At 66.0% G+C, this 21,285-nt stretch carries 9 protein-coding genes; 4 read left to right on the top strand and 5 right to left on the bottom strand.

Features of this window, described 5'->3' with window-relative positions:
- Positions 1 to 35: 35 nt before the first annotated feature.
- The 5 genes from EV650_RS16190 to EV650_RS16170 all read right to left on the bottom strand — a co-directional run bounded on the left by EV650_RS16190 (position 36) and on the right by EV650_RS16170 (position 16,016).
- On the bottom strand, positions 36 to 11,657 hold the full coding sequence (locus EV650_RS16190; protein WP_134119571.1) for a DUF7927 domain-containing protein: 11,622 nt from the start codon (positions 11,655 to 11,657) through the stop codon (positions 36 to 38).
- The gene (locus EV650_RS16185) at positions 11,650 to 12,639 is read right to left on the bottom strand and encodes a fimbrial biogenesis chaperone (RefSeq protein WP_134119570.1); all 990 of its coding nucleotides are present in this window, start codon (positions 12,637 to 12,639) and stop codon (positions 11,650 to 11,652) included. Before EV650_RS16185 ends, EV650_RS16190 begins: the two co-directional genes overlap by 8 nt.
- A 28-nt stretch (positions 12,640 to 12,667) precedes the next feature.
- Positions 12,668 to 13,252 carry a hypothetical protein gene (locus EV650_RS16180; RefSeq protein WP_202874545.1) on the bottom strand — a complete coding sequence of 195 codons (585 nt, stop codon included), beginning with the start codon at positions 13,250 to 13,252 and terminating at the stop codon, positions 12,668 to 12,670.
- 716 nt (positions 13,253 to 13,968) lie between these two features.
- On the bottom strand, positions 13,969 to 14,700 hold the full coding sequence (locus tag EV650_RS16175) for a FadR/GntR family transcriptional regulator (protein WP_134119569.1): 732 nt from the start codon (positions 14,698 to 14,700) through the stop codon (positions 13,969 to 13,971).
- Positions 14,697 to 16,016: an L-fuconate dehydratase gene (locus EV650_RS16170; RefSeq protein WP_134119568.1), complete on the bottom strand. Its 1,320-nt coding sequence runs from the start codon at positions 16,014 to 16,016 to the stop codon at positions 14,697 to 14,699. Before EV650_RS16170 ends, EV650_RS16175 begins: the two co-directional genes overlap by 4 nt.
- Positions 16,017 to 16,155: 139 nt before the next feature.
- Between EV650_RS16170 and EV650_RS16165 the strand changes: the two genes are divergently transcribed.
- The 4 genes from EV650_RS16165 to EV650_RS16150 are packed head-to-tail and all read left to right on the top strand — an operon-like array spanning position 16,156 to position 21,284.
- Positions 16,156 to 17,142, top strand: coding sequence for an ABC transporter permease (locus tag EV650_RS16165; RefSeq protein WP_134119567.1), 987 nt, complete (start codon positions 16,156 to 16,158; stop codon positions 17,140 to 17,142).
- Positions 17,139 to 18,089, top strand: coding sequence for a carbohydrate ABC transporter permease (locus tag EV650_RS16160; protein ID WP_134119566.1), 951 nt, complete (start codon positions 17,139 to 17,141; stop codon positions 18,087 to 18,089). Before EV650_RS16165 ends, EV650_RS16160 begins: the two co-directional genes overlap by 4 nt.
- Before the next feature lie 36 nt (positions 18,090 to 18,125).
- Positions 18,126 to 19,811: a type 2 periplasmic-binding domain-containing protein gene (locus EV650_RS16155; protein ID WP_134119565.1), complete on the top strand. Its 1,686-nt coding sequence runs from the start codon at positions 18,126 to 18,128 to the stop codon at positions 19,809 to 19,811.
- Between the two features lie 36 nt (positions 19,812 to 19,847).
- Positions 19,848 to 21,284: an alpha-L-fucosidase gene (locus tag EV650_RS16150; RefSeq protein ID WP_202874543.1), complete on the top strand. Its 1,437-nt coding sequence runs from the start codon at positions 19,848 to 19,850 to the stop codon at positions 21,282 to 21,284.
- Position 21,285: the final 1 nt, after the last annotated feature.

Here is a 21,285-nt window from a genome sequence, read left to right as displayed (position 1 = left end):
CTCCTCTCCGAACGTCGGCTGTGCGGAGTTCGTCGTCACTGACTGCTGGCTATGTAGTCCAGCGTGGTGGAGTAGGTGTCCGAGGAGACGAACGGGATCCTGATCTGGTAGTCGTTGCTGACCGCATCACCGCCCGGCGCCGAGGCTGCGTTCTGCTGGTGCACGACGACGGGGTCGGTGCTCGAGAGGGGCACGAAGTCGGCGTCGCCGCTTTCCCTGACTCCCAGCTGATCGATCGGGATCGTGGCCGGGTTACCAGGTGTGGCCGGAAGCAGCGCGGTACCGGCGGCTTGGACGCTGACCGAGTAGCCGGTGGTGCTGTTGGTGGTGACGGTCATGGTGACCGTTCCGTCCGAGCTGATCGTGCTGTTCGGCAGTCCAGTGAGCAGGAACGATGTGGTGAGCCCGGTCAGGGTCAGGGTCAGTGGGGCGATGGGGGTCGAGGTGGTGCAGTCGCCGGGGGCGCAGTTCTCGCCCACCGCCTCCGAGGTCACTGTGTTGGTCAGCACGCCGTCTCCGGCTCCGGTGACCGGTACGGCGACCGAATAGGTGATGAGCACAGTCGCGCCGCGGGGGATGGCGCCGTTCCAGGTCAAGGTGCCAGTCGAGTACGTGACGACCCCGCTGCTGGCGGCTGCGTCGTTGCTGTAACTGGCGTCGTCCTGGACGCCCACCAAGGAATCCGTCAGGGTGGCAGCCGGGTAGTCTGCCTCGCCTGTATTGGTCGCCTCGATCGTGTAGTGCAGGCTGCTTCCTGCGACGACCTGAGTTCGATCGGCGGTCTTGCTGATCGTCAGCGCGGGAACCAGAACGGTCACCGTCGACCCGCAGCCTGGTTCCGCTCCACTGACACAACTCGAGCCCGCTGACCCGGAGAAGACCGCATTGGCCAGGCGGTGGTCACCGACTGCTGGGAAGAGTGCGGTAACCGAGTAGGTGACGGTCGCAGCCGCACCAGCTGCAAGCGCTCCTGTCCAGACGAGTGTGCTGTTGCTGTAGGCAATGGTTCCGACGCTGGCTGCCGCATCGCCCGCATAGCCGGCGTCGTCGAGTACGCCGGTCAGTATGTCGCTGAACGTGGCCGGGAAGTAGTCGGTCTGACCAGTGTTGACAACTCTGATCGTGTAGCGGAGGACGTTGCCGGCAGCCACGGCTACGGTGTCGGCTGCCTTGGTGATGGACAGCGCGGGCACCAGCACCCTAACCAGAACCGAACAGTGCGGCAGGGGGCTTCCAGCCGGGCAGCTGCTTCCGGGCGCCGCCGACGAGACCGTGTTGATGAGCAGCTTGTCCCCAGGATCGGGATCGTCGACGGTGATCGAGTAGGTGATCGTCGTACTCGCCCCGACGAGCAGGTCGCCGGTCCAGCTGAGAATCGGGCTGGTGAACGTCACCGTGCCACTCGACGCCGTCGCGTCCTCGTTGTATTCGGAGTCAGGGAGAACGCCGCTGAGTGCGTCGCTGACAACTGCGCCGTCGTACGGCGTCTGGCCGGTGTTGGCGATGACGACCGTGTAGGTAACGGTGCCACCGGGTGTAGTAGTCGGTGCGTCGGCCGAGATCGCGATGGTCAAGGCCGGGACGAGCACGGTCACTGTCGCGGTGCACGCCGGGGCAGACCCACCTGCCGGGCAACTGCTCCCCGGAGCCGGCGCTACTACGGTTGCTGTCAGCAACTTGTTGCCCAGATCCGGGTTGTCGACGGTCACCGTGTAGCGGAGGGTCGCGACTGCTCCGATGGGCAGTGCGCCACTCCAGGACAGGTTTGGAGCAGAGTACGTCGCGACGCCGACCGAGGCGGCGATCTGTCCGTCGAAGGTGACGTCGTCGAGCAGGTCGGTGAGCGAGCTGCTGAGGCTGACGGAGGCGTACGGGGTCTGGCCCGTGTTCTGCACCGTTGTGGTGAAGGTGATCTGGTCGCCCGGGGTCGTGCTGACCTTGTCGGCCGTCGTGGAGACCATCTGCCCAGGGATCAGGATGGTGACGGTGTTCGTGCACTGCGCATCGGTTCCGCAGGTGCTGCCAGGGACTGCGGAGGCTGTCGAGGTGAGCATCGAGTGATCCCCGGCCGGCGGGTCGGTGACGATCACCGAGTAGGTGACGGTCGCGGTGGCACCGATGGCGAGATCGCCGGACCAGACGAGTTGAGGGCTGCTGTACGTCAGTACGCCGGACGTTGCCGTCGCGTCGTTCGTGTAGGTGGCGTCATCCAGTACGCCGGCGAGCAGGGTGGCGACGTTCGCTGCCAGGTAGTCGGTCTGACCGCTGTTCCGGATCGTGACGGTGTAGGCGACGGCCGTGCCTGGGACTGCGGTGGTGCGATCGGCGGCGACCGCGATGTCGAGCAGTGGAACGAGGACGTTCACCAGCGTGGTGCAGGCGGACGTGGGGTCATCGAGGGGGCAGGTGCTGCCGAGCTCGCTCGAGTTCACCTGGTTGGCCATCGTCCTACCGCCCAGATCGGGATCGTCCACCCGAACGCTGTAGGTGATGATCACCGATGCCCCGATCGCCAGGTCCCCGGTCCACGTCAGTGTCGTTCCGTCGAAGGTGACGAGCCCCGAGTCCGCCGTACCGTCACCGGCGTACGCCGAGTCGGTCAGGATGCCGGCCAGCGAGTCGTGCACCTGCGCACCGACGTACGTCGTCTGTCCGGTGTTGTGCGCGGTGATCGTGTAGACGACGGATCCGCCCGGGCCCACCGTGGTTCTGTCGGCCGTCTTGCTCAGCGTCAAGGCAGGAATCAAGACCGTGACGCTGGTCAGGCATGCCGACTGCGGACTCGCCGTGGGACAGTTGGAGGCCGGCGCGTCGGTGGTGACCCTGGTGCTCATCACCTTGTTTCCGAGGTCTGGATTGTTGACCTTCAGCGATCCGGTGACACTCACGGTCGTGCCGGCTGCGAGGTCTCCGGTCCAGCTGATCCGGCCGGTCCCGGTCACCAGCAGCAGACTGCCTGCGGTCGCCGCGGCATCACCGTTGTACGTGGCATCGTCGAGCGAGCCGGCGAAGTCGTCATTGATGCTGACCCCGAAGTAGGGCACTCGGCCGACGTTGGTGATGGTGACCGTGTTCCGGACTGCCGAGGTCGGCTCGGTCGTCACGGCATCCGCGACGTTGCTGATCAGCAGGCTCGCGACCGGGACAGATACCGAGCAGCGTGGATCGGCGCCTGCTGCTGGGCACGTGCTGCCCGCGCTGGATGAAACCACTGTTTGGTCGAGGCTGTAGTCCCCTGCGTCCGGCTGGTTCACGGTGACGGCGTAGGTGATCGTCGCGGCAGCTCCGGTGCCCAGAACTCCTGTCCAGTGGAGAATCCCGCCGGTGACCGTAACGCTTCCGCTGGTTGCCGACGCAGTGCCGGTGAGGGTCGCGTCATCGAGTACGCCGCCGAGCGGCAGATCGAAGGTGGCTGCCGGGTAGGGAAGTTGGCCGGCGTTGGTCGCAGTGATCGTGTAGCTGACGACCGCACCAGGAATCGTCTGCGCGGCGCTTGCGGCCGAGGTGATCGTCACTGCGGGGGTGAGGACGGCAATGGTGACGCGACAGGCCGGGTTCCCGCTGGCGGGCGGGCAGGTGCTGCCGGTAGCAGTCGAGCTGACTGGGTTGACCATCGTCTTGTCGCCTGTGCCAGGGGTATGAGCCGTTACCGAGTAGGAGATGGTCACGGTCTGGCCGACTGCCAGGTCCCCGGCCCAGGTCAGGGTCTGGCCGGCGAAAGTGACCACGCCCGTCGTCGCCGTTGCGTTGGCGTTGTAGGTGGCGTCATCCACGACTCCGGCGAGCGAGTCGGTGACTGTCGCACCGGCGTACGGTGTCTGGCCGGAGTTGTGGACGGTGATGGTGTACGTCGCCGTGCCGCCGGGGACCACGAACGTCGTACCGGCGGTCTTGGTGATGGTCAGCCCGGGGAGGAGCACCGGGAGCAGCGCAGTACAGACCGGATCGGATCCCCCGACCGGGCAGTTGTTACCCGGCGCGGCTGAGACTGTGGTGGCCGTCATCAGGAGATTGCCGAGATCGGGATTCTCCACGGTGAGAGTGCCGGAAAGGTCCACCCTGCCGCCGACCGGGATGTTGCCGGTCCAGGTGATGGCGATCGGGGTGATCACCAAGGTGCCGGAACTGGCCGCTTGATCGCCGTTGGCGACCGCGTCGTCGAGTGTGTCCCCGCCTGGGCTGCTGACAGAGATGCCGACGTAAGGAGTCTGTCCGGTGTTGATGAAGCTGGCCGTCAAGTGCACGACGGATCCCGGCGTGGTCGAGCTCTCCAGGTAGTGCTGCTCGAGCAGGAGGGCCGCGACTGTCACGGTGTTCGTGCAGCGAGGGTCGGTGCTGCCGGCCACGCAGTTGTTGCTGGAGAGCAACGAGGTGGAGTTGACCGTGCCGGTGAGGCGGCCGTCTCCGGTGTGCGGACTTTTCACGGTGACCGAATAGGCGACGGTGATGGTGCTCGACGGGCCGACAGACCCGTGCCAGCTGAGAGTCGGACTGGTGAAGGTGACGGATCCGCTGCTTGCGGTCGCGTCGTTGTTGAAGGTGGCGTCGTCGAGGATGTCGGCCAACGGGTCGGTGAACTGGGCCGCGACGATCGGCAGGATGCTCGAGTTGGTCACCTTGACGGTGTACCTGACGGTGCCGGCGGCAACAGTCGAGGTGACGTCCGCGGTCTTGGTGATGGTCAGCGTGACGGACTTGGTGACGGTGACCGTCGCCGTACATCGGGAGTCGCCGGCGCCGGCCGGGCAGTTGTTCCCCGGGGTCGACGAGCTGACGGTGTTGGACATGGTGCCGTCGCCGGAAGCGGGTTTGTTGATCGTCACCGTGTACGACACAGTCGCCGAAGCACCGGGGGCCAGTGCGCCGGACCAGCTCAACACCCCCGCCGAGAAGGTGACGGTGCCGCTGGAGGCCGACGCCGAGCCGTATGTAGCATCGTCCAGGACGCCGGCCAGGCTGTCACTGAATGTGGCCGCTGGCAACGGGATCTGTCCGGTGTTCATGGCGGTGACGGTGTAGGGGACCGTGGTGCCGAGCGTTGCGTTGGTCAGGTCGGCGGTCTTCTCCAAGGTGAGCCCGGGGGTGAGGATCGCGACCAGGCTGTGGCAGGCGGCGTTGCCGCCGGCCGGCGGGCAGGTGTTGCCGACGGCGGTGGAGCTGACCGAGTTGACCAGCAGTTTGTCACCGGTCACCGTGCCGGGGACGGTTACGGAGAAGGTGATCGTGACGGTTGCCGACGGGGCCACGTCGCCGACCCACGACAAGGTCCGTGAGTTGAAGGTCAAGGTTCCGCTCGTTGCGCTCGCGTCGTTGTTGTAGGTCGCCTTGTCCACCAGGCCGACGAGCGAGTCGGTCACCGCGGCGCCGGCGTACGGGGTCTGACCGGTGTTGTGCACCAAGATCGTGTAGGAGACAGTGCCACCGGGAGCGGTCGCAGTGGTGTTCGCGACCTTGCTGATGGTGAGTTGTGGCACCAGCACGCTGACCGAGGCCACGCACCGGCTGTCGGAACCGCCGGCGGGGCAGTTGTTGCCGGGCGCCGAGGACGACAGCTTGCCGGTGACGAGCAGGTCGCCGGTCGGAGGATCTTCGACGGTCAGGGACCCGGTGACGGTGACCACCGTGCCGACCGGGATGCTGCCGGTCCAGGTGATGGCCGTCGAGCTGAGCGTCAGCGTTCCCGAGGTCGCCGTCTGATCACCGGTCGGGATCGCGTCGTCCACGACGCCACTGCTCGGGCTCGATATCGTGATGCCGGTGTAAGGCACCTGGCCGGTGTTGGTGAACGTGGCCGTGAGCTGGATCAGGGAGCCCGGCGTGGTGGTCGGTTGCGGGTAGCTCTGGAACAGGATCAGCCGGGCGACCGCCACAGTCGTCGCGCAGCGAGTGTCCGCGGAACCGAGGGAGCAGTTCGCGCCGCTGCTGCCGGAGGTGATCGTGTCGGTCAGCAGGTTGTTGCCGCCATCAACGAGATGCACTGTGGCCGAGAAGGTGACGGTCGCCGTAGCGCCGACAGCCAGGTCACCGCTCCAGGTCAGGACCGAACCGGAGAACGAGACCGAACCTGTGCCGGCGGCGGCATCGGCGTTGTAGTCGGCATCGTCGAGGAGGTCCACCAGCGCGTCCGAGAAGGTCGCACCCGCGGTGGGAGTGGCGCCCGAGTTGGTGACCGTGACCGTGTAGCCGACCGTCGCGCCGGGAGTGGTGGTGGCGGCACCGGCGGACTTCACCACGGTCAGACCCGGAACCAGTACGTCGACACTCGCGGCGCACCTGGGATCGACGCTGGTACTGGCGCAATTGCTGCCCGCTGTGGCGGAGTCGACCCTGTTCAGCAGCCGCTTGTCGCCGGGATCGGGGTTGCGGACGGTGACCGAGTAGCTGATGGTCGCGGCCGCGCCGGGTGCGAGTGCGCCGGACCAGGAGAGGACGGTTCCGCTGAAGCCGATCGCTCCAGTGGTCGTGGTCGCGTCGCCGGAATAGACCGCGTCGGCCATGACCATGGCCAGGTCGTCGTCGAGACTCGCCGCGGAGTAGGCCGTCTCACCGTTGTTCAGCACGGAGATCGTGTACCTCACCACGCCACCGGGGACGGTCGTCGAGGTGTCTGCTGTCTTGGTGATGGTGAGACCGGGCATGAGGACGCTCACGACCGCTCGGCAACCTGGTGCGGGAGACGCAGCCGGACAGGTGCTTCCGGCAGCTTCGGCCGTAGCCACGACCACGAGCGACCTGTCACCGCTCGCGCCATTGTTGACGGTCACCGAGAAGGTGCCGTTCTCAGTCTCCCCTGGCGCGAGGTCGACGAGCCACGACGAGGTTCCGTCGGGGTGGCTGATCAGGCTGCCCGCGCTGACCGCGCCGTCGTTGTTGTAGTCCGCGTCGTCCAGCGTGCCGGACAGGTCGGCAGGAATAGCGAGATCGTTGTATGAGGTCTGGCCGGTGTTGTGCGCGGTGATGGTGAACCGTACGACGCTACCGGGCGTGGTGGTTGCGGAGTCGGCTGTGGCCGTGATGACCAGGGCAGGGACCAGGACGGTGGTTGTCGTGGCACACCGTGGGTCGGTGCCGCCCACAGGGCAGTTGTTGCCTGGAGTCGTCGAGGAGGTCGAGGTACTGAGGATCCGGTTGCCTGTGGTCGGTTGCCGTACGCTCGCGGAGTAGGTGACCGTCGCGGTGGCCCCGATGACGAGCTCGCCGGACCAGTTGAGCGCCGTACCGGCGAATGTCACCGTGCCGGCCGTGGCTGCTGCATCACTGTTGTAGTCGGCGTCATCCAGTACGCCGCTGAGCGCGTGGCTGACGTTCGCTGCCGGGTAGGAGGTCTGGCCGGTGTTGCTGATCGAAAGGGTGTATCGGACGATCGTGCCGGGGGTGGCTGTGGCGACGTTTGCGGACACGGCGATGGACAGTCCGGGTACGCGTACCTGGACTGTGCTGGTGCACAGGGGGCTTGCACCAGCAGTCGGGCAGGTGCTGCCGGACACTGGTGCGGTGACGGCCGTGGTGAGGGTCTTGTCGCCGGGATCCGGATCGCGCACCGTGATCGAATAGGTGATGGTGATCGCCGAGCCCACGGCCAGATTTCCGGTCCAGGTGAGGGTGGACGTTCCGGCGTTGAACGCGATGCTGCCTGCCGAGGCGGTGGCGTTGCCGCCGTACACGCCGTCGTCCAATGCCGCCGCCAGGGCGATGGAGACCGTCGTACCCGGGTAAGGAGTCTGGCCGGTGTTGGCCAGGGCCACGGTGTAGGCGACGACGCCGCCAGGGGTGGTCGACGACGGGTCGGCGCTGTTCGTGATCGACAGGGCAGGCACCAGGACGGTCACGGCCACCGAGCATTGGACGGCGGGGTTCCCGCCAGGACACGGACTGCCCGCGGAAGGCGACACGACTGTCCCGGTCAGTGACCTGTCGCCGGGGTCGGGATCGTTGACCGTGACGGAGTAGGTGATGGTCGCGGTGGCGCCGACCGGCAGCGATCCGGTCCAGGTCAGGGATGGAGCGGTGTAGGAGAGATTGCCCGAGGTGGCGGTCGCATCGGCGTTGTAGTCGGCGTCGTCCAGCATCCCGGCGAGGCCGTCGGTCACCGTCGCGCCAGGGTAGGCGGTCTGTCCGGTGTTGGTGACGACGATGTTGAGACGGACGGTGCCGCCGGGGGTCGTCGTGGACCTGTCGGCCGACTTGACGATGGTGAGGCCGGGGATGCTGACGGTGGCGGAGCAGCGAGCGTCGGTGCTCCCGTTGACGCAGTTGGTGCCCAACGTGCTGGAGGTGACCGTGTTCGTGAGCACCTTGTTGCCAACCACTGGGTTGTTCACCGTCACGGAATAGGTGATCGTGACGGTTGCCGATCCGGCGAGATCCCCGCTCCAACTGATGGTCGGTGCGGCGTAGGAGACCGAGCCGCTGGTCGCCGATGCGTTCGCGTTGTAGGCCGCATCGTCGAGGACGCCGGTCAGCGGGTCGGTGAGGGTGACCGAGCTGAAGGCGGCCGGGCCGGTGTTGGTGACCGAGATGGTGTAGACCACGACGCTGCCGGCCGCCGCCGAGGTGACGTTCGCATCCTTGAGGATCTGCAGTGGACCGGCGGCGATCACGATGGTGACGGTCCGGCTGGCAGTTTGGCTGTTGGCGTCGACGACGCTGATGGTGAAGGTGAAAGTGCCCGTGGTGGTCGGGGTGCCGGACAGACTGCCGGTGGCAGTGTCGAAAACAAGGCCTGGCGGCAATGTCCCTGCGGTCAGGGACCAGACAAGGGGGAATGCCCCACCGGTCACGTCGAAGCTGTGGGGATAGCTGACCCCGACTTGACCGGTGGGCGTTGGGGTGGTGGCGAAGGCCGGCAGCGCCACGATGAGCACGGTCGCGGTCCGGGCGGCCGTTTGACCGAAAGAGTCGGCGACTGTCAGCGTCACTGCGAAACTGCCGGCGGTGGTCGGGGTACCGCTCACCAGGCCGGAGGACGCGTCCAGGGTGAGCCCCGCGGGCAGACTGCCTGAGGTGACCGACCAGGTGAAGGGTCCGGTGCCGCCGGTGAGCGTCGGCTGGTGCGTGTACGCAACGCTGACCTCGCCCGCGGCCGGCGCGAACGTGATGGCAGGTGCGGCAGCGATGACCAGCGTGGCCGCCTTGGTGGCGGTCAGTCCGCTGGCATCGGTGACCATCACTGTGACGGGGAAGGTGCCCGCTACGGACGGCGTACCGCTCAGCAGGCCTGACGATGCGTTGAGCGCCAGCCCGGCCGGCAAGGCCCCAGTGCTGATCGACCAGACGAACGGGGAAGTTCCGTTGGTCACGGTGAGAAGCCGGTTGTAGGCGACGCCGACCTCACCGGCCGGCGGGGCTGCGAAGGTCAGGCTGGGGGACTGATTCGGTGTCACCGCGGCGGACTTCGCAGACGCCGGCCCCGTCCCGGCGAGGTTCTGGGCTGCCACGGTGAACGTATAGGAGACGCCGGCGGAGAGGCCTGTGACGCTGCGAGTGGTTCCACTGCCGCTGAAGCTCTGAGTCGTCTGTGCCGCCAGACCGACGTACGGCGTGACGACGTAGCCGGTGATCGTGCTGCCGCCATTGTTCGGCGTGCTCCAGGTCAGTACGGCGGACAGGCTGCCCGCGCTGACCGCGGTGATCGCGGGCGCGCCGGGCAGCGTGTAAGGCACAACCGCTGCGGATTGTGCACTGGGGTCGGAGGTCCCGTAGGCGTTGATCGCCGTAACGATGAAGGTGTACGACGTCGCAGGGGTGAGGCCGGTGAGGACGCGGCTGGTGGTGCTCGCGTCGAACGACAACGGGGTCTGCGCTACTCCCGCGGCGTACGGGGTGACGACGTACCCGGTGATCGGGCTGCCGTTGGCGGTCGGCGCCACCCAGCTGACCGTTGCACTCGTGATTCCCGCGGTGGCGGTGGGTTTGGCCGGGGCCACCGGCCTGTCGGCGTACACGTAACTGGCGGCCGAGGCCACCCCGGACGTCACGACGGTGACGGACACCGTCGCGGCTGCACTCCGGGCCGGCATCGACGAGACGACCAGGTTGCCCCCGCTGACAGTGAAGCATCCGGCGGCGGGCGCACCGCTACAGGGAAGAAGGACCGTCGGGGTCCCGGCCTGCTGTTGTGCTGTGGTGCCGATCTCGATGGCTGTGGCCGCGGTGATGTTCGCGCCGCTGATGGTCAGCGAGTTGGTTCCCGCGATCGAGCCGATGGCCGGCACGACTGTGAGCCCGCTCGGCGCGGACGGCAAGGTGCCGCCGGTCGCGGTCGTATCCGTCCCCGGGCTTGCATCCGCCGACGAGGCTCTGACCGTGGAGTTGCTCTGCACCAGCGCGGAGGTGACGTTGGAGCCGATCACGATGGCGACCACCGTGATCGGTGGCAGGACGGTGCCGGCCGCGAAGGAGCCGGCCGTCGTCGTACAGCTGATGCTCTGTCCCACGGCCGCCGCGCACGTCCATCCGTTGCCGTAGGCACCTACTGGTACGACGCCCGCGGGGACGGTCTGAGTGACGGAGATCGGGTTGTTCTCGTCGGCTCCGGCCAGCACGCTCGAGGCGACCCGGTAGGTGACCGGATCGCCTGGCTGGGACGACGTCGCGGTGTAGCTGGTAGTGCTGACGGCCAGTTGCGGGACCGGGTTGAACGTGAGGACCTTGACGGCCGAGATCTCGTGCACGTCGGTCACCGAGCCGGTGGAGCCGACGAACCCGAACGAGAGCTGCTTCGGTACGCCGTTGGTGCCGAGCCAGCTGCTCGACGGATAGAGGCCGGCCGCAACCGACGGCAGCGGACCGGTGAGTGTCTTGGTCGGCTGACCAACGGGCGTGACCACGACCTTGTAGGTGCCTGCGGCAACGGTTACGCCCGAGTCGGAGGTGAAGGCCGCCCCGGTCGGGTTGATCAGGACCTGAACGGGTACGGCTGACACTGCTCTGATCGCGGCCCGGAGGATGACCTTGGAGGCCGTCGTACCATCCGAGGTGGTGGTGAGACCGCAATAGCCGGCCAGGCCGTTCCCAGGTCCGCGCACGACGACCGCACCCGGTGTCGTGCTGGTGATGTTGGGCGCGTTGGTGCAGCCGGTGCCTTGGAAGGCGGTGGCACTGAAGTTGCCGAACACATCGAGTCCGACGCCGAGGTAGGCGTTCGGCAGTCCTCCGATGGAACCGGCCGGCGAGTAGCCGAGGGAGCCGCCGGAAGGCCCGATCCGGGTGGCGGAAGCAGGGTTCGCCGGATCGACGGCGGCCAGCAGGAACGCGATCCCGTCGGCGTTGTTGCCGCCCCACTGATACGAGGTGAACGTCACGTCGAGACCGTTCGAGGTCGGGAAACTGGTCTGGCCGAAGACGCCGCCGACTTGATTGGTGGTGGAGTTGGTGAGCCGGAGCTTCCCGAAACCTTGCAAATCCGCGCTGCCGGCGCAGCTGAGCAGTGGCAACGTGGCACTGTTGCCCGCGGCACTGAGGCAGGCGACGTTGGTCCCATTCGTTGACGAGGGCACGGTGACGGTTCCCGTACCGTCCACCGTCCTGTTGTTGAAGAGGTTCTCGAACAGGACCGTGCCTGCGGCGCCGGCGGTACTCGTGGTGACGATGGCGAGCGTCGTACACAACAGTGCGAGCGTCAGAGCCAGGATCAGCGGCCTCGAGCGCCTAGGCACTACCGCCACCGACGATCGGCTTCAGCTGTGTTGCGGCGGTCGCCACCGCGGCGCGGTAGCGGCGGCGCCACCAGCGCGCGCCCAGCCAGATCGCGAGGCCGGCAATGATGCCGATCCCGAGCAGGTGCAGGGGAAAGACGATGACGCGGACCGTGACCGTGTCGATGGCTCCGTTGGCGTTGACGAGCGACACGGTGGGATGGCAGATGCAGAGCAGCGGAGGATTCCAGACCGCGCTGATGTCCCGGGTCGCGCCACGCATCACGGTGAAGTCGGGGAAGGCCGAGGTGTGGCCCGCGGACTTGACGGTGAGTGGAGAGGCATTCCGGAAGTCCCGATGGACCGTACCGGCATTGTGCACCTTCGCGGTCACTTCGGTATGGCCCCACATCATGAAGGCAGGCGCGTGGAGATCGCTCAGTTCGGCGGTGTTGTCCGTCGGGCCGGGCACGGTGATGTAGACCGGTGCGCCGATGCCGCGGTTGATCCTGACGTTCGCTGTGGTCTTGCCGGCGGGTACCAGGAAGACCAGGGCGACTTGATGGTCCCCCGGCTCGGGAGCGGCCGGGATCTTGACGGTCGCACTCACGGTCTGGGCGGCGCCTGGGGCCACCGTGAAGGTCGAGGGAGTCACCGTCACCCACGCGGAGGCAGAGTAGGGCGCCTGCTGCTGGAAGATCAGGGCGCCGTCGGATCCGCCGGTGAAGTTCCGCTTCAGCACGTTCACGGTGACGGCCTTGTCGCCCCTGTTGACCACCAGGATCTCGGCCACCTTGGCCAGGTCTGCCGGCCCGATGGCAAGCCGGGTCGGGCTGACGGTCAGCGAGAACTCGGACTGAGCCGGGCGGTAGGACGTCGAGGGGGCAGCGGGGCGAGGGGAGTCCGAGGCTTGCGCCCCGGACCCTTGCCCGAGTGACGCCGGCACACCGACCAGCAGGACGCTTGCCGTGAATGCGGCGGTACGCCGGAAGGGGTCGGCCATGTCGAGGCCTTTCGTTGCGGAGGCGGATTTACAGCGTGGTGGCGATGTAATTCAAGGTCGCCGTGTAGGTGTCCTCATTCACGAACGGGATGACGACCTGGTAATCATTGGAAATGGTGTCGCCGGCCTCGATCGACCGCGTGCTCTGGGTGTGGACGGTCCGCACCACGGTGCTACTCAGGGCGGCGTAGTTGGTCGTCGCACTTTCCCGGACCGACAGCGCGCCGATCGGCACCGAATCGAGGTTGGTGGGAGCGCCCGCAGCCATGGTCGCGGTGGCGCTCTCGACCGTGACCGCGTAGCCGGCCAGGTTGTTGGTGGCGACGTTCATCGTCACCGCGCCCAGCCCGGTCACGGTTGCGCCGGGGACGCCCGTGAGGGTGAAGCTCGGGGTAAGTCCCGTCAGCGCGATCGCGGAACTGACGGCCACGTTGGCCTCGGTCGAGCCAGGTGAACCGACACCCGGTACGGCGGCTGCGACTCCCGCCCCTCCGCAGGCGAGGGCAGCTACCGCGGCGACCCCGAGCAGACCGCGCCGGCAGGCGCGCGCCGGGCCCGTCTGGAAGCCGCCTGGTGGAGAGTTCTCACGGCGGACAATGATTCGATTTGCCATGGCATTTCTCCTTGAAATATGAACGTTTGACTGATAGTCACGCTCATTTGCAACGTACACCAGGATCCTGGTGGTTGCACTGGGCAATTAGTCCCTAGTTTTCAAGGCGTTGTTTTAGGCGCGCGGAGCCACCGCGGAGAAATGCATGAATTGAACAAGATCAATGCCCCCGTGGCAATTTACTGCTGGTGGAACTTTCTGCGTTTTCGGTGCGCTCTGTATCCGGGCTACCCGGCGGCGCCTGTGCTGGGCCGGCGAGATCGCCGGTATGCGCAGAGCTTCACTGAGAGTGTAGGCACGACCCGTATAAGTAGCGACGCACTCTCAGTGACAATGGCATGCAGATCGTTACGACACGTTTGCCGCAGCGCCGTTTCCGGGGTCGATCGCCGCACGTTCCTGCGCCCCGCCGCACCCTCCGATGGCAGGGCGCAGGAAGAATGTGGGCTTCGCGGTCGGCTGTGTCGTCGGAACGACGGACAGTGCTACGCCTTGCTGGAGCGCCGTAGTCGGGAGGCGGATGTCATCTGGCCGAGTGCCTTGCCAGGATCTTGACGAGCGTCGGCGTGATTTGTTGCCTTCGGCGACACGCTGAGGTGAACACCGCTTACTCCATGAGGTGCCCCACCATCCTCCGGTGGTCAGCCCCTGTCAACAGGCCCCGATCGCAGGGGCAGTAGTTGCTGCTAGCAACGAATATCGTGCCGCGAGCCGTCTTACGGCGCTTCGTCGCGGAGGTAGTCCTCGACGGTGAACAGGTGGGCGGCCATCCGGGTGCGTGCCCGGTCGGGATCCTGGGCGGTGAGTGCGGCAAGGATCGACAGGTGTTCACGGTGGGCGGTCTCGTCGGCGCCGGGCTGGGAGATGGATCGGCGCAGCCGGTCGCGCATCGTTCGTCCACCCAGCGCGTTGATCAGCGCCGTCAGCACCGGATTGGCGGCGGCGTTCGCGATGATGCGGTGGAAGGCGATGTCGTTCTCGATCACGGTCTCGTGGTTGGGCTCGGCGAGAGTGAGTTCGGACTCGTTGTGGCGCAACAGTTCGGCGGCGGCCTCGAGGTCTGCCGGTGCGATCTGTCGTGCTGCCAGCGCAGCGGCCTCGGTCTCGAGGACCCGGCGTACCGCGTGCAGATGATGTGTCCCACTGCCGTCCTGCAGGTCGACGACGAACCCGATCGGTGCGAGCAGCATCGACGGATCCAGCGTGGTGACGTAGGTGCCGTCACCCTGCCTCGTCTCCAGAACTCCCATCATCGACAGCGCGCGGACCCCTTCGCGCAGCGGGTTCCTCGACACGCCGAAGGCCGCGGCGAGGTCCTTTTCGACCGGCAGCCGGTCGCCCGGCCGGAGCCGGCCCTCGACGATCATCTGCCGGATGCTCTCGACGACGACGTCGGTCTGTGAAACGCCGGGGGCGCGAGACGGCTGGGCCAGCTTGCCGGTGGTCATGGAAGAGGGTCTCTGTCCGCGCGGGATGCCCAGTAGGCCCCGTCCGGGAATCGGTAGGTCCGTAGTGACTCCATGTACATCTCGGCACTGTAGCCCGGCGCGTCCGGAAGCAAGTACGCACCGTCGCGGATCACGCAGGGGGCGACGAAGTGTTCGTGCAGGTGGTCGACGTACTCCGCCACGCGGCGGTCGAGGCTTCCCGAGACGGCCGCGTAGTCGAAGATCGCGAGGTGCTGGACGAGTTCGCACAGACCCACACCGCCGGCGTGCGGGCAGACAGGTACGTCGAACCAGGCGGCGAGCAGGTAGACCGCGAGTACTTCGTTCACGCTGCCGAGACGGGCCGCGTCGAGCTGGCAGTAGTCGAGCGCACCGGCCTGGAACATCTGCTTGAACAGGACCCGATTCATCCCATGCTCTCCGGAGGCGACCCCGATCGGGGCCACCGCTTTGCGGATCGCGGCGTGTCCGAGGATGTCGTCGGGGCTGGTGGGTTCCTCGATCCACAGCGGGTCGAACTCGGCCAGTGCCTTGACCCATTCGATCGCCTGCGGCACGTCCCAGACCTGGTTCGCGTCGATCATCAGGTTCCCGTCCGGCCCGAGCACCTCGCGGGCGATTCCACAGCGCCGGATGTCGTCGGCCAGATCGGCGCCGACCTTGAGCTTCACATGGTTGTAGCCGGCGGCAACGGCTTCCTCGCAGAGTCTGCGGAGCTTGGCGTCGGAGTAGCCGAGCCAGCCGGCCGACGTGGTGTAGCAGGGGTAGCCGGATGCCTCGAGTTCGGCGATTCGTTGCTTGCGGCCCGGTTCTTGCCGCTCCAGCAGGGTGACAGCTTGTTCCGGAGTCAGTACGTCGGTGAGGTACCGCAGGTCCGCGACCTCGACGAGCTGTTCGGGTGACATGTCGGACAGCAGCCGCCACAGTGGTACGCCGGCCCTTCGAGCGGCCAGGTCCCACACGGCGTTCATCACCGCTGCCAGGGCCAGATGGATGACTCCCTTGTCCGGGCCGAGCCAGCGCAACTGGCTGTCCGACTGTAGTTCCCGGTAGATACCGCCGAGGTTGCCGCACAGTTCGTCGATGTCTCGACCCACCAGTGGGACGGCGCGCTGCTTCGCCGCGGCGACGCACAGGTCGTTACCGCGGCCGATGGTGAAGGTGAACCCGTATCCCGACAACGACGGGTCATCGGTGTGCAGGACGACGTACGCCGCCGAGTGGTCGCCGTCCTTGTTCATCGCGTCGGATCCGTCGCTGGTCAGCGAGGTCGGGAAGCGGACATCAATGACCTCCACCGAGGTGATGCGTGCCATGGCGATCCTCACTGATCCGAGATAGATGGGACGTTTCTCCATCTTTGGTGCCGTTCAGTATGGACCACGCGCGACTCTGGCGCTACGATCCGGGAAATTCATGGGATCAATTCTACGACGGCCTGGACGAGGAGGTTTCATGGCAACGCTGACAACTCTCCGGCCCCCTGCTGGTGAGCGACCGGTCCGGCCGAAGCGACGGCGGGAGCGACCCGGGATCACGGGTTTCCGGCGTAGCCTCCGGCGGCACTGGACGCTGTACCTGCTGATGGTGGTGCCGCTGATCTGGTTCGGGGTGTTCAAGTACATCCCGATGTCGAACGCCGTCCTGGCCTTCAAGAACTACAACGTGATCAAGGGCATCTGGGGGAGTCCCTGGGTGGGCTGGCAGAACTTCGAGTTGTTCTTCCACAACCCGGTGTTCTGGACCCTGGTGAAGAACACCTTCGTGTTGTCGGTCTACACCGTGGCGGCGAGCTTCCCGATCGCGATCATCCTGGCGCTGGCGCTCAACGAGGTCCGCAACGGCATCTTCAAGCGGACCGTGCAGCTGGTTACGTACGCGCCGTACTTCATCTCGACCGTTGTGGTCGTGTCGATGACGATCCTGGTGCTGTCGCCGCGGCTCGGCATCGTCAACGAGGGCCTGGGCTTCTTCGGCGTACCGGCGATCGACTTCCTCGGCAACCCGGACTACTTCCGCCACATCTACGTCTGGTCCGACGTGTGGCAGACGACCGGGTACTCCGCGGTGATCTACCTGGCCGCACTCTCCGGGATCGATCCGGCGCTGCACGAGTCGGCCAAGATCGACGGGGCCAGCCGGTTGCAGCGGATCCGGCACGTGGATCTGCCGGGCATCATGCCGACGGCCGTGATCATCCTTGTGCTTGCTGTCGGCAACATCATGGCGATCGGGTTCGAGAAGGCGTTCCTGCTGCAGAACCCGCTCAATCTCAGCCAGTCCGAGATCATCGCGACCTACGTGTACAAGACGGGTCTGCTGAACGCGGACTTCAGCGGCGCCACCGCGATCGGCCTGTTCAACTCGGTGATCAACCTGGGGCTGCTGCTGATGGTCAACACGATCGCCAAGCGGATCACCGGGAACGGATTGTGGTCATGAGCGTTCAAACTGAAGTCAGAACGTTGCCGGGCAAGAGGGACGAGCGTCGTGCTGCGCGTGCGCGCAGGATCCGTGAGCCGCGCACCGACCGCTGGTTCATGTTCTGCGTGTACCTGCTGCTGGCGGTGCTTCTCGCGGTCGTGCTGCTGCCGCTGGTGTACATCGTGGCGAGCTCGTTCAGCAGTCCCGAGGCGGTGTCGGGAGGCCGGGTGCTGTTCTGGCCGGTGGACTTCTCGCTGCGTGGGTATCACGCGGTGTTCGAGAACCCGCAGGTCATCCAGGGCTACCTGAACTCGTTGTTCTACACCGTGGTCGGCACGATCGTCAGTGTCACGATGACGATCGCGATCGCCTATCCGCTGTCGCGCCGTACCTTGGTCGGCCGCAATGTCGTGATGACGTTGATCCTGTTCACGATGCTGTTCACCGGCGGCCTGATCCCGACGTACCTGGTGGTCCAGTCGGTCGGTCTGCTCGACACCCGGTGGGCGCTGATCATCCCGCAGGCGATCGGTGTCTGGCAGGTGATCATCGCCCGCACGTACTTCCGGACCGCGATCCCGGAGGAACTGGTGGAGGCCTCGCAGCTGGACGGTTGCGGCGACCTGCGGTTCCTGTGGTCGGTGGTGATCCCGCTGGCCAAACCGATGATCGCGGTGGTCGCGCTGATGTACGCGATCATGCAGTGGAACTCGTACTTCGACGCGCTGATCTACCTGAAGAACCCGGATCTGTTCCCGTTGCAGCTGGTACTGCGCAACATCCTGATCCTGAACACGACCGGCGGTGGGGCGGTCGATGCCTCGGTGATGCTGCAGCGTCAGCAGCTGGCCGACCTGCTCAAGTACTCGCTGATCGTGGTCGCGAGTGTGCCGGTGCTGCTCATCTACCCGTTCGTCGCGCGCTATTTCACCAAGGGAATCCTGATCGGCGCCGTCAAGGGCTGATCCTCCGCAGCATCTCGAACCCCTGTGAGGGAACACATGTCTCTACACCTCGGAAAGAGGGGGCAGGCCGCGATCGTCGGGCTGAGCCTCCTGTCACTCGCGCTCGCGGCCTGCTCGGGAGGCGGATCGGACGACACCCAAGGCAAGCCGCTGCCCACGATCACCGGGAATCCTCCGGTCACGCTGAACGTGTTCGCACCCCAGTCGGCCGACTGGAACCTGGCCACCAACGACTTCACCCAGGCGGTGAAGCAGAAGTTCAACATCACCATCAAGTGGCAGACCACGACGTTCGACGGTGGGCCGGCGAAGGAGAAGCGGCAGATCTCCCTTGCCAGCGGCGACTATCCCGACCTGTACCTGCTGATCCCGTGGGTCGACCAGTTCAGCCAGGCGGATCTGCTGAAGCTGTCGAACCAGGGCGTCGTCGTACCGCTGAACCAGCTGATCGACCAGTACGCGCCCAACATCAAGAAGGGGCTCGACACGTCTCCGGGTTACAAGGAGATGGCAACGGCCCCGGACGGCAAGATCTACGGTATGCCGCAGTGGGTGGACTGCTTCCACTGCTCGTACCAGGACAAGCTGTGGATGAACTCGGCGTGGCTGAAGAAGCTCGGTCTGGAGCAGCCGAAGACCACCGAGGACATGCGCAAGGTCCTGCAGGCGTTCAAGACCCAGGACCCGAACGGCAACGGCAAGGCGGACGAGATCCCGCTGAGCGCCGACGTACGGGACGTGCTGATCCCGTACTTCATGAACGCCTTCATCTACGACCCGCAAGGCACCAGCGGCAACAACAACTCGACGTTGGTGCTGAAGGACGGCAAGGTCGATCTCCAGGCGAACAAGGACGGCTGGCGCGAAGGCCTGCGGTACATGAACTCCCTCTACAAGGAGGGTCTGATCGACAAGGGTGCGTTCACGCAGAACCCCGACGCCCTGTCGCAGCAGGGCAACCATGCCGGCTCGGTCATCCTCGGTTCCGCGACTGTGCTGCACCCGGGCGAGTTCGTGACCACCGGCTCGCCGGACGGGCGTGACAAGCAGTACGACGCCGTACCGCCGCTGACCGGGCCCGAAGGCGCGAACTACACCGGCTACAACTTCCCGAGCGTGCCCGGCGCCACCTTCGTGCTGACGAACAAGGCGACGCCGGAGAAGCAGATCGCGGCGATCAAGCTGCTCGACTACATCTTCACCGACGCCGGCCAGATCAACGGCCAGTTCGGCACCGAAGGCAAGACCTGGACCAAGCCGGGCACCGCGGACGTCGCACTCGACAAGTCGCTGAAGCCGATCTTCAAGCAGATCCCGCAGAAGGTCGGTGCGAAGCCGCCGAACTCCGGTTGGGGTGCGTTGGCGCAGTACAACAACACCGCCACTTTCCGGAGCTCCGAGGCGATCAGCACCGACCTCTACTCCCAGGCAGGCTACGAGCGCCGGTTGTTCGAGGCAACGAAGCTGTACGCCGGCCACGAGGACAAGGCCCAGATCTACCCGTTCTGGAAGGTGTGGATCGACCCGACCCTGGCCACGGAGGTCTCGACGTTGCAGACCAACATCGAGAACTACACGCAGCAGAACGCCCTGCAGTTCATCACCGGGTCGAAGAACCTCGACTCCGACTGGGACGCCTACGTCAAGGGTCTCGACGGCCTCGGCCTGAAGCGGTACCTGGAGATCCAGCAGGCCGCCTACGACAAGGTGCCCAACAAGTAAGTCGTCCACCTTCCCACCATCGACGAGGAGCGACCAGTGCCGTTCGACGCAACCTTCGAGTCCCTGACCACGTTCGAATGCCCCGACTGGTTTCGTGATGCGAAGCTCGGTATCTGGTCGCACTGGGGACCGCAGTCGGTGCCGCGGTACGGCGACTGGTACGCGCGTCACATGTACCGGCAGGGCAGCGACCAGTACCGCTACCACGTCCGCACGTATGGGCATCCGTCCGAGTTCGGCTACAAGGACATCGTCAAGCTGTGGAAGGCGGAGCGATTCGATCCGCAGGAGCTGATGGATCGCTTCGCGGCGGCCGGCGCCCGGTACTTCGTGGCGCAGGCCGTCCACCACGACAACTTCTTCAACTACGAGTCGTCGGTGAACCCTTGGAACTCGGTCAAGGTCGGGCCAGGCAAGGACATCGTAGGTTTGTGGAAGGCCGCCGCCGACGAGCGCGGGCTGCCGTTCGGTATCACCGAGCATCTCGGCGCCGCGTTGACGTGGTTCGCGGTCAACAAGGGCAGCGACAAGCACGGGCGGCTCGCCGGCGTGCCGTACGACGGGACCGATCCGGCCTACCGGGATCTGTACCTCGACAACGCCAGTCTCCTGCCTGCGGAGGACCACTGGCTGCAGGACCCGTGGTACTCCCAGGATCCTGCCTGGCACGCCCACTGGCTCGAGGCAGTCACCGAGATGATCGACCGGTACCAGCCGGATCTCCTGTACTCCGACGGCCCGTTGCCGTTCGGCGAGGCCGACTACAAGCCCGGTCTGGGTGCCGTTGCCCACCTCTACAACACCAGTGCACGGATCCATGGGACGAATCGTGCTGTCTACCAGCAGAAGGACCGCCGGCCCGAGGTGAGCGTGGTCGGCGTGATGGACATCGAACGGAGTCAGACGCCGGACATCCAGCCCCTGCCCTGGCAGACCGACACGTCGGTCGGCGACTGGTTCTACAACGTCCGCGACGTCTACAAGACGGCCGGCCACGTGATCGAGTTGCTCGTCGACATCGTCTCGAAGAACGGGAACCTCCTGCTCAACGTGCCGCAACAGCCCGACGGCACGATCGACCTCGAATGCTCGGAACTGCTCGACGAGCTCGGCGCCTGGACGAAGGTCTGCGGCGAAGGCATCTACGGCACGAGACCGTTCCGCGTGTTCGGCGAGGGCCCTTCCACTGTTGTCATCAAGGGCTTCACCGAAGACCGGGTCAGCTGGACCGGTTCCGACTACCGCTTCACCCGCCGGGACGACACCGTCTACGCCTTCCAACTCGCCTGGCCCGACGACCGGCGCGCAGTGATCCGCAGCCTCGCGGACCACGAGACAGTAACCGGCGTCCGCCTACTCGGCCACGGCCCGATCCCCTTCGACCAGACCGAGGGAATCCTGGTAGCCCGCCTCCCCGAAACCCCACCCCTCACCACCGCCAACTGCCTCGCCCTCGACGTCCGACCCGCCTGAC

This window comes from Kribbella kalugense, from assembly GCF_004365875.1.
GTDB classification, from domain to species: Bacteria; Actinomycetota; Actinomycetes; order Propionibacteriales; family Kribbellaceae; genus Kribbella; species Kribbella kalugense.
Note: the sequence above shows the minus strand (reverse complement) of the source record. Positions and strands in the feature narration are given on the sequence as shown.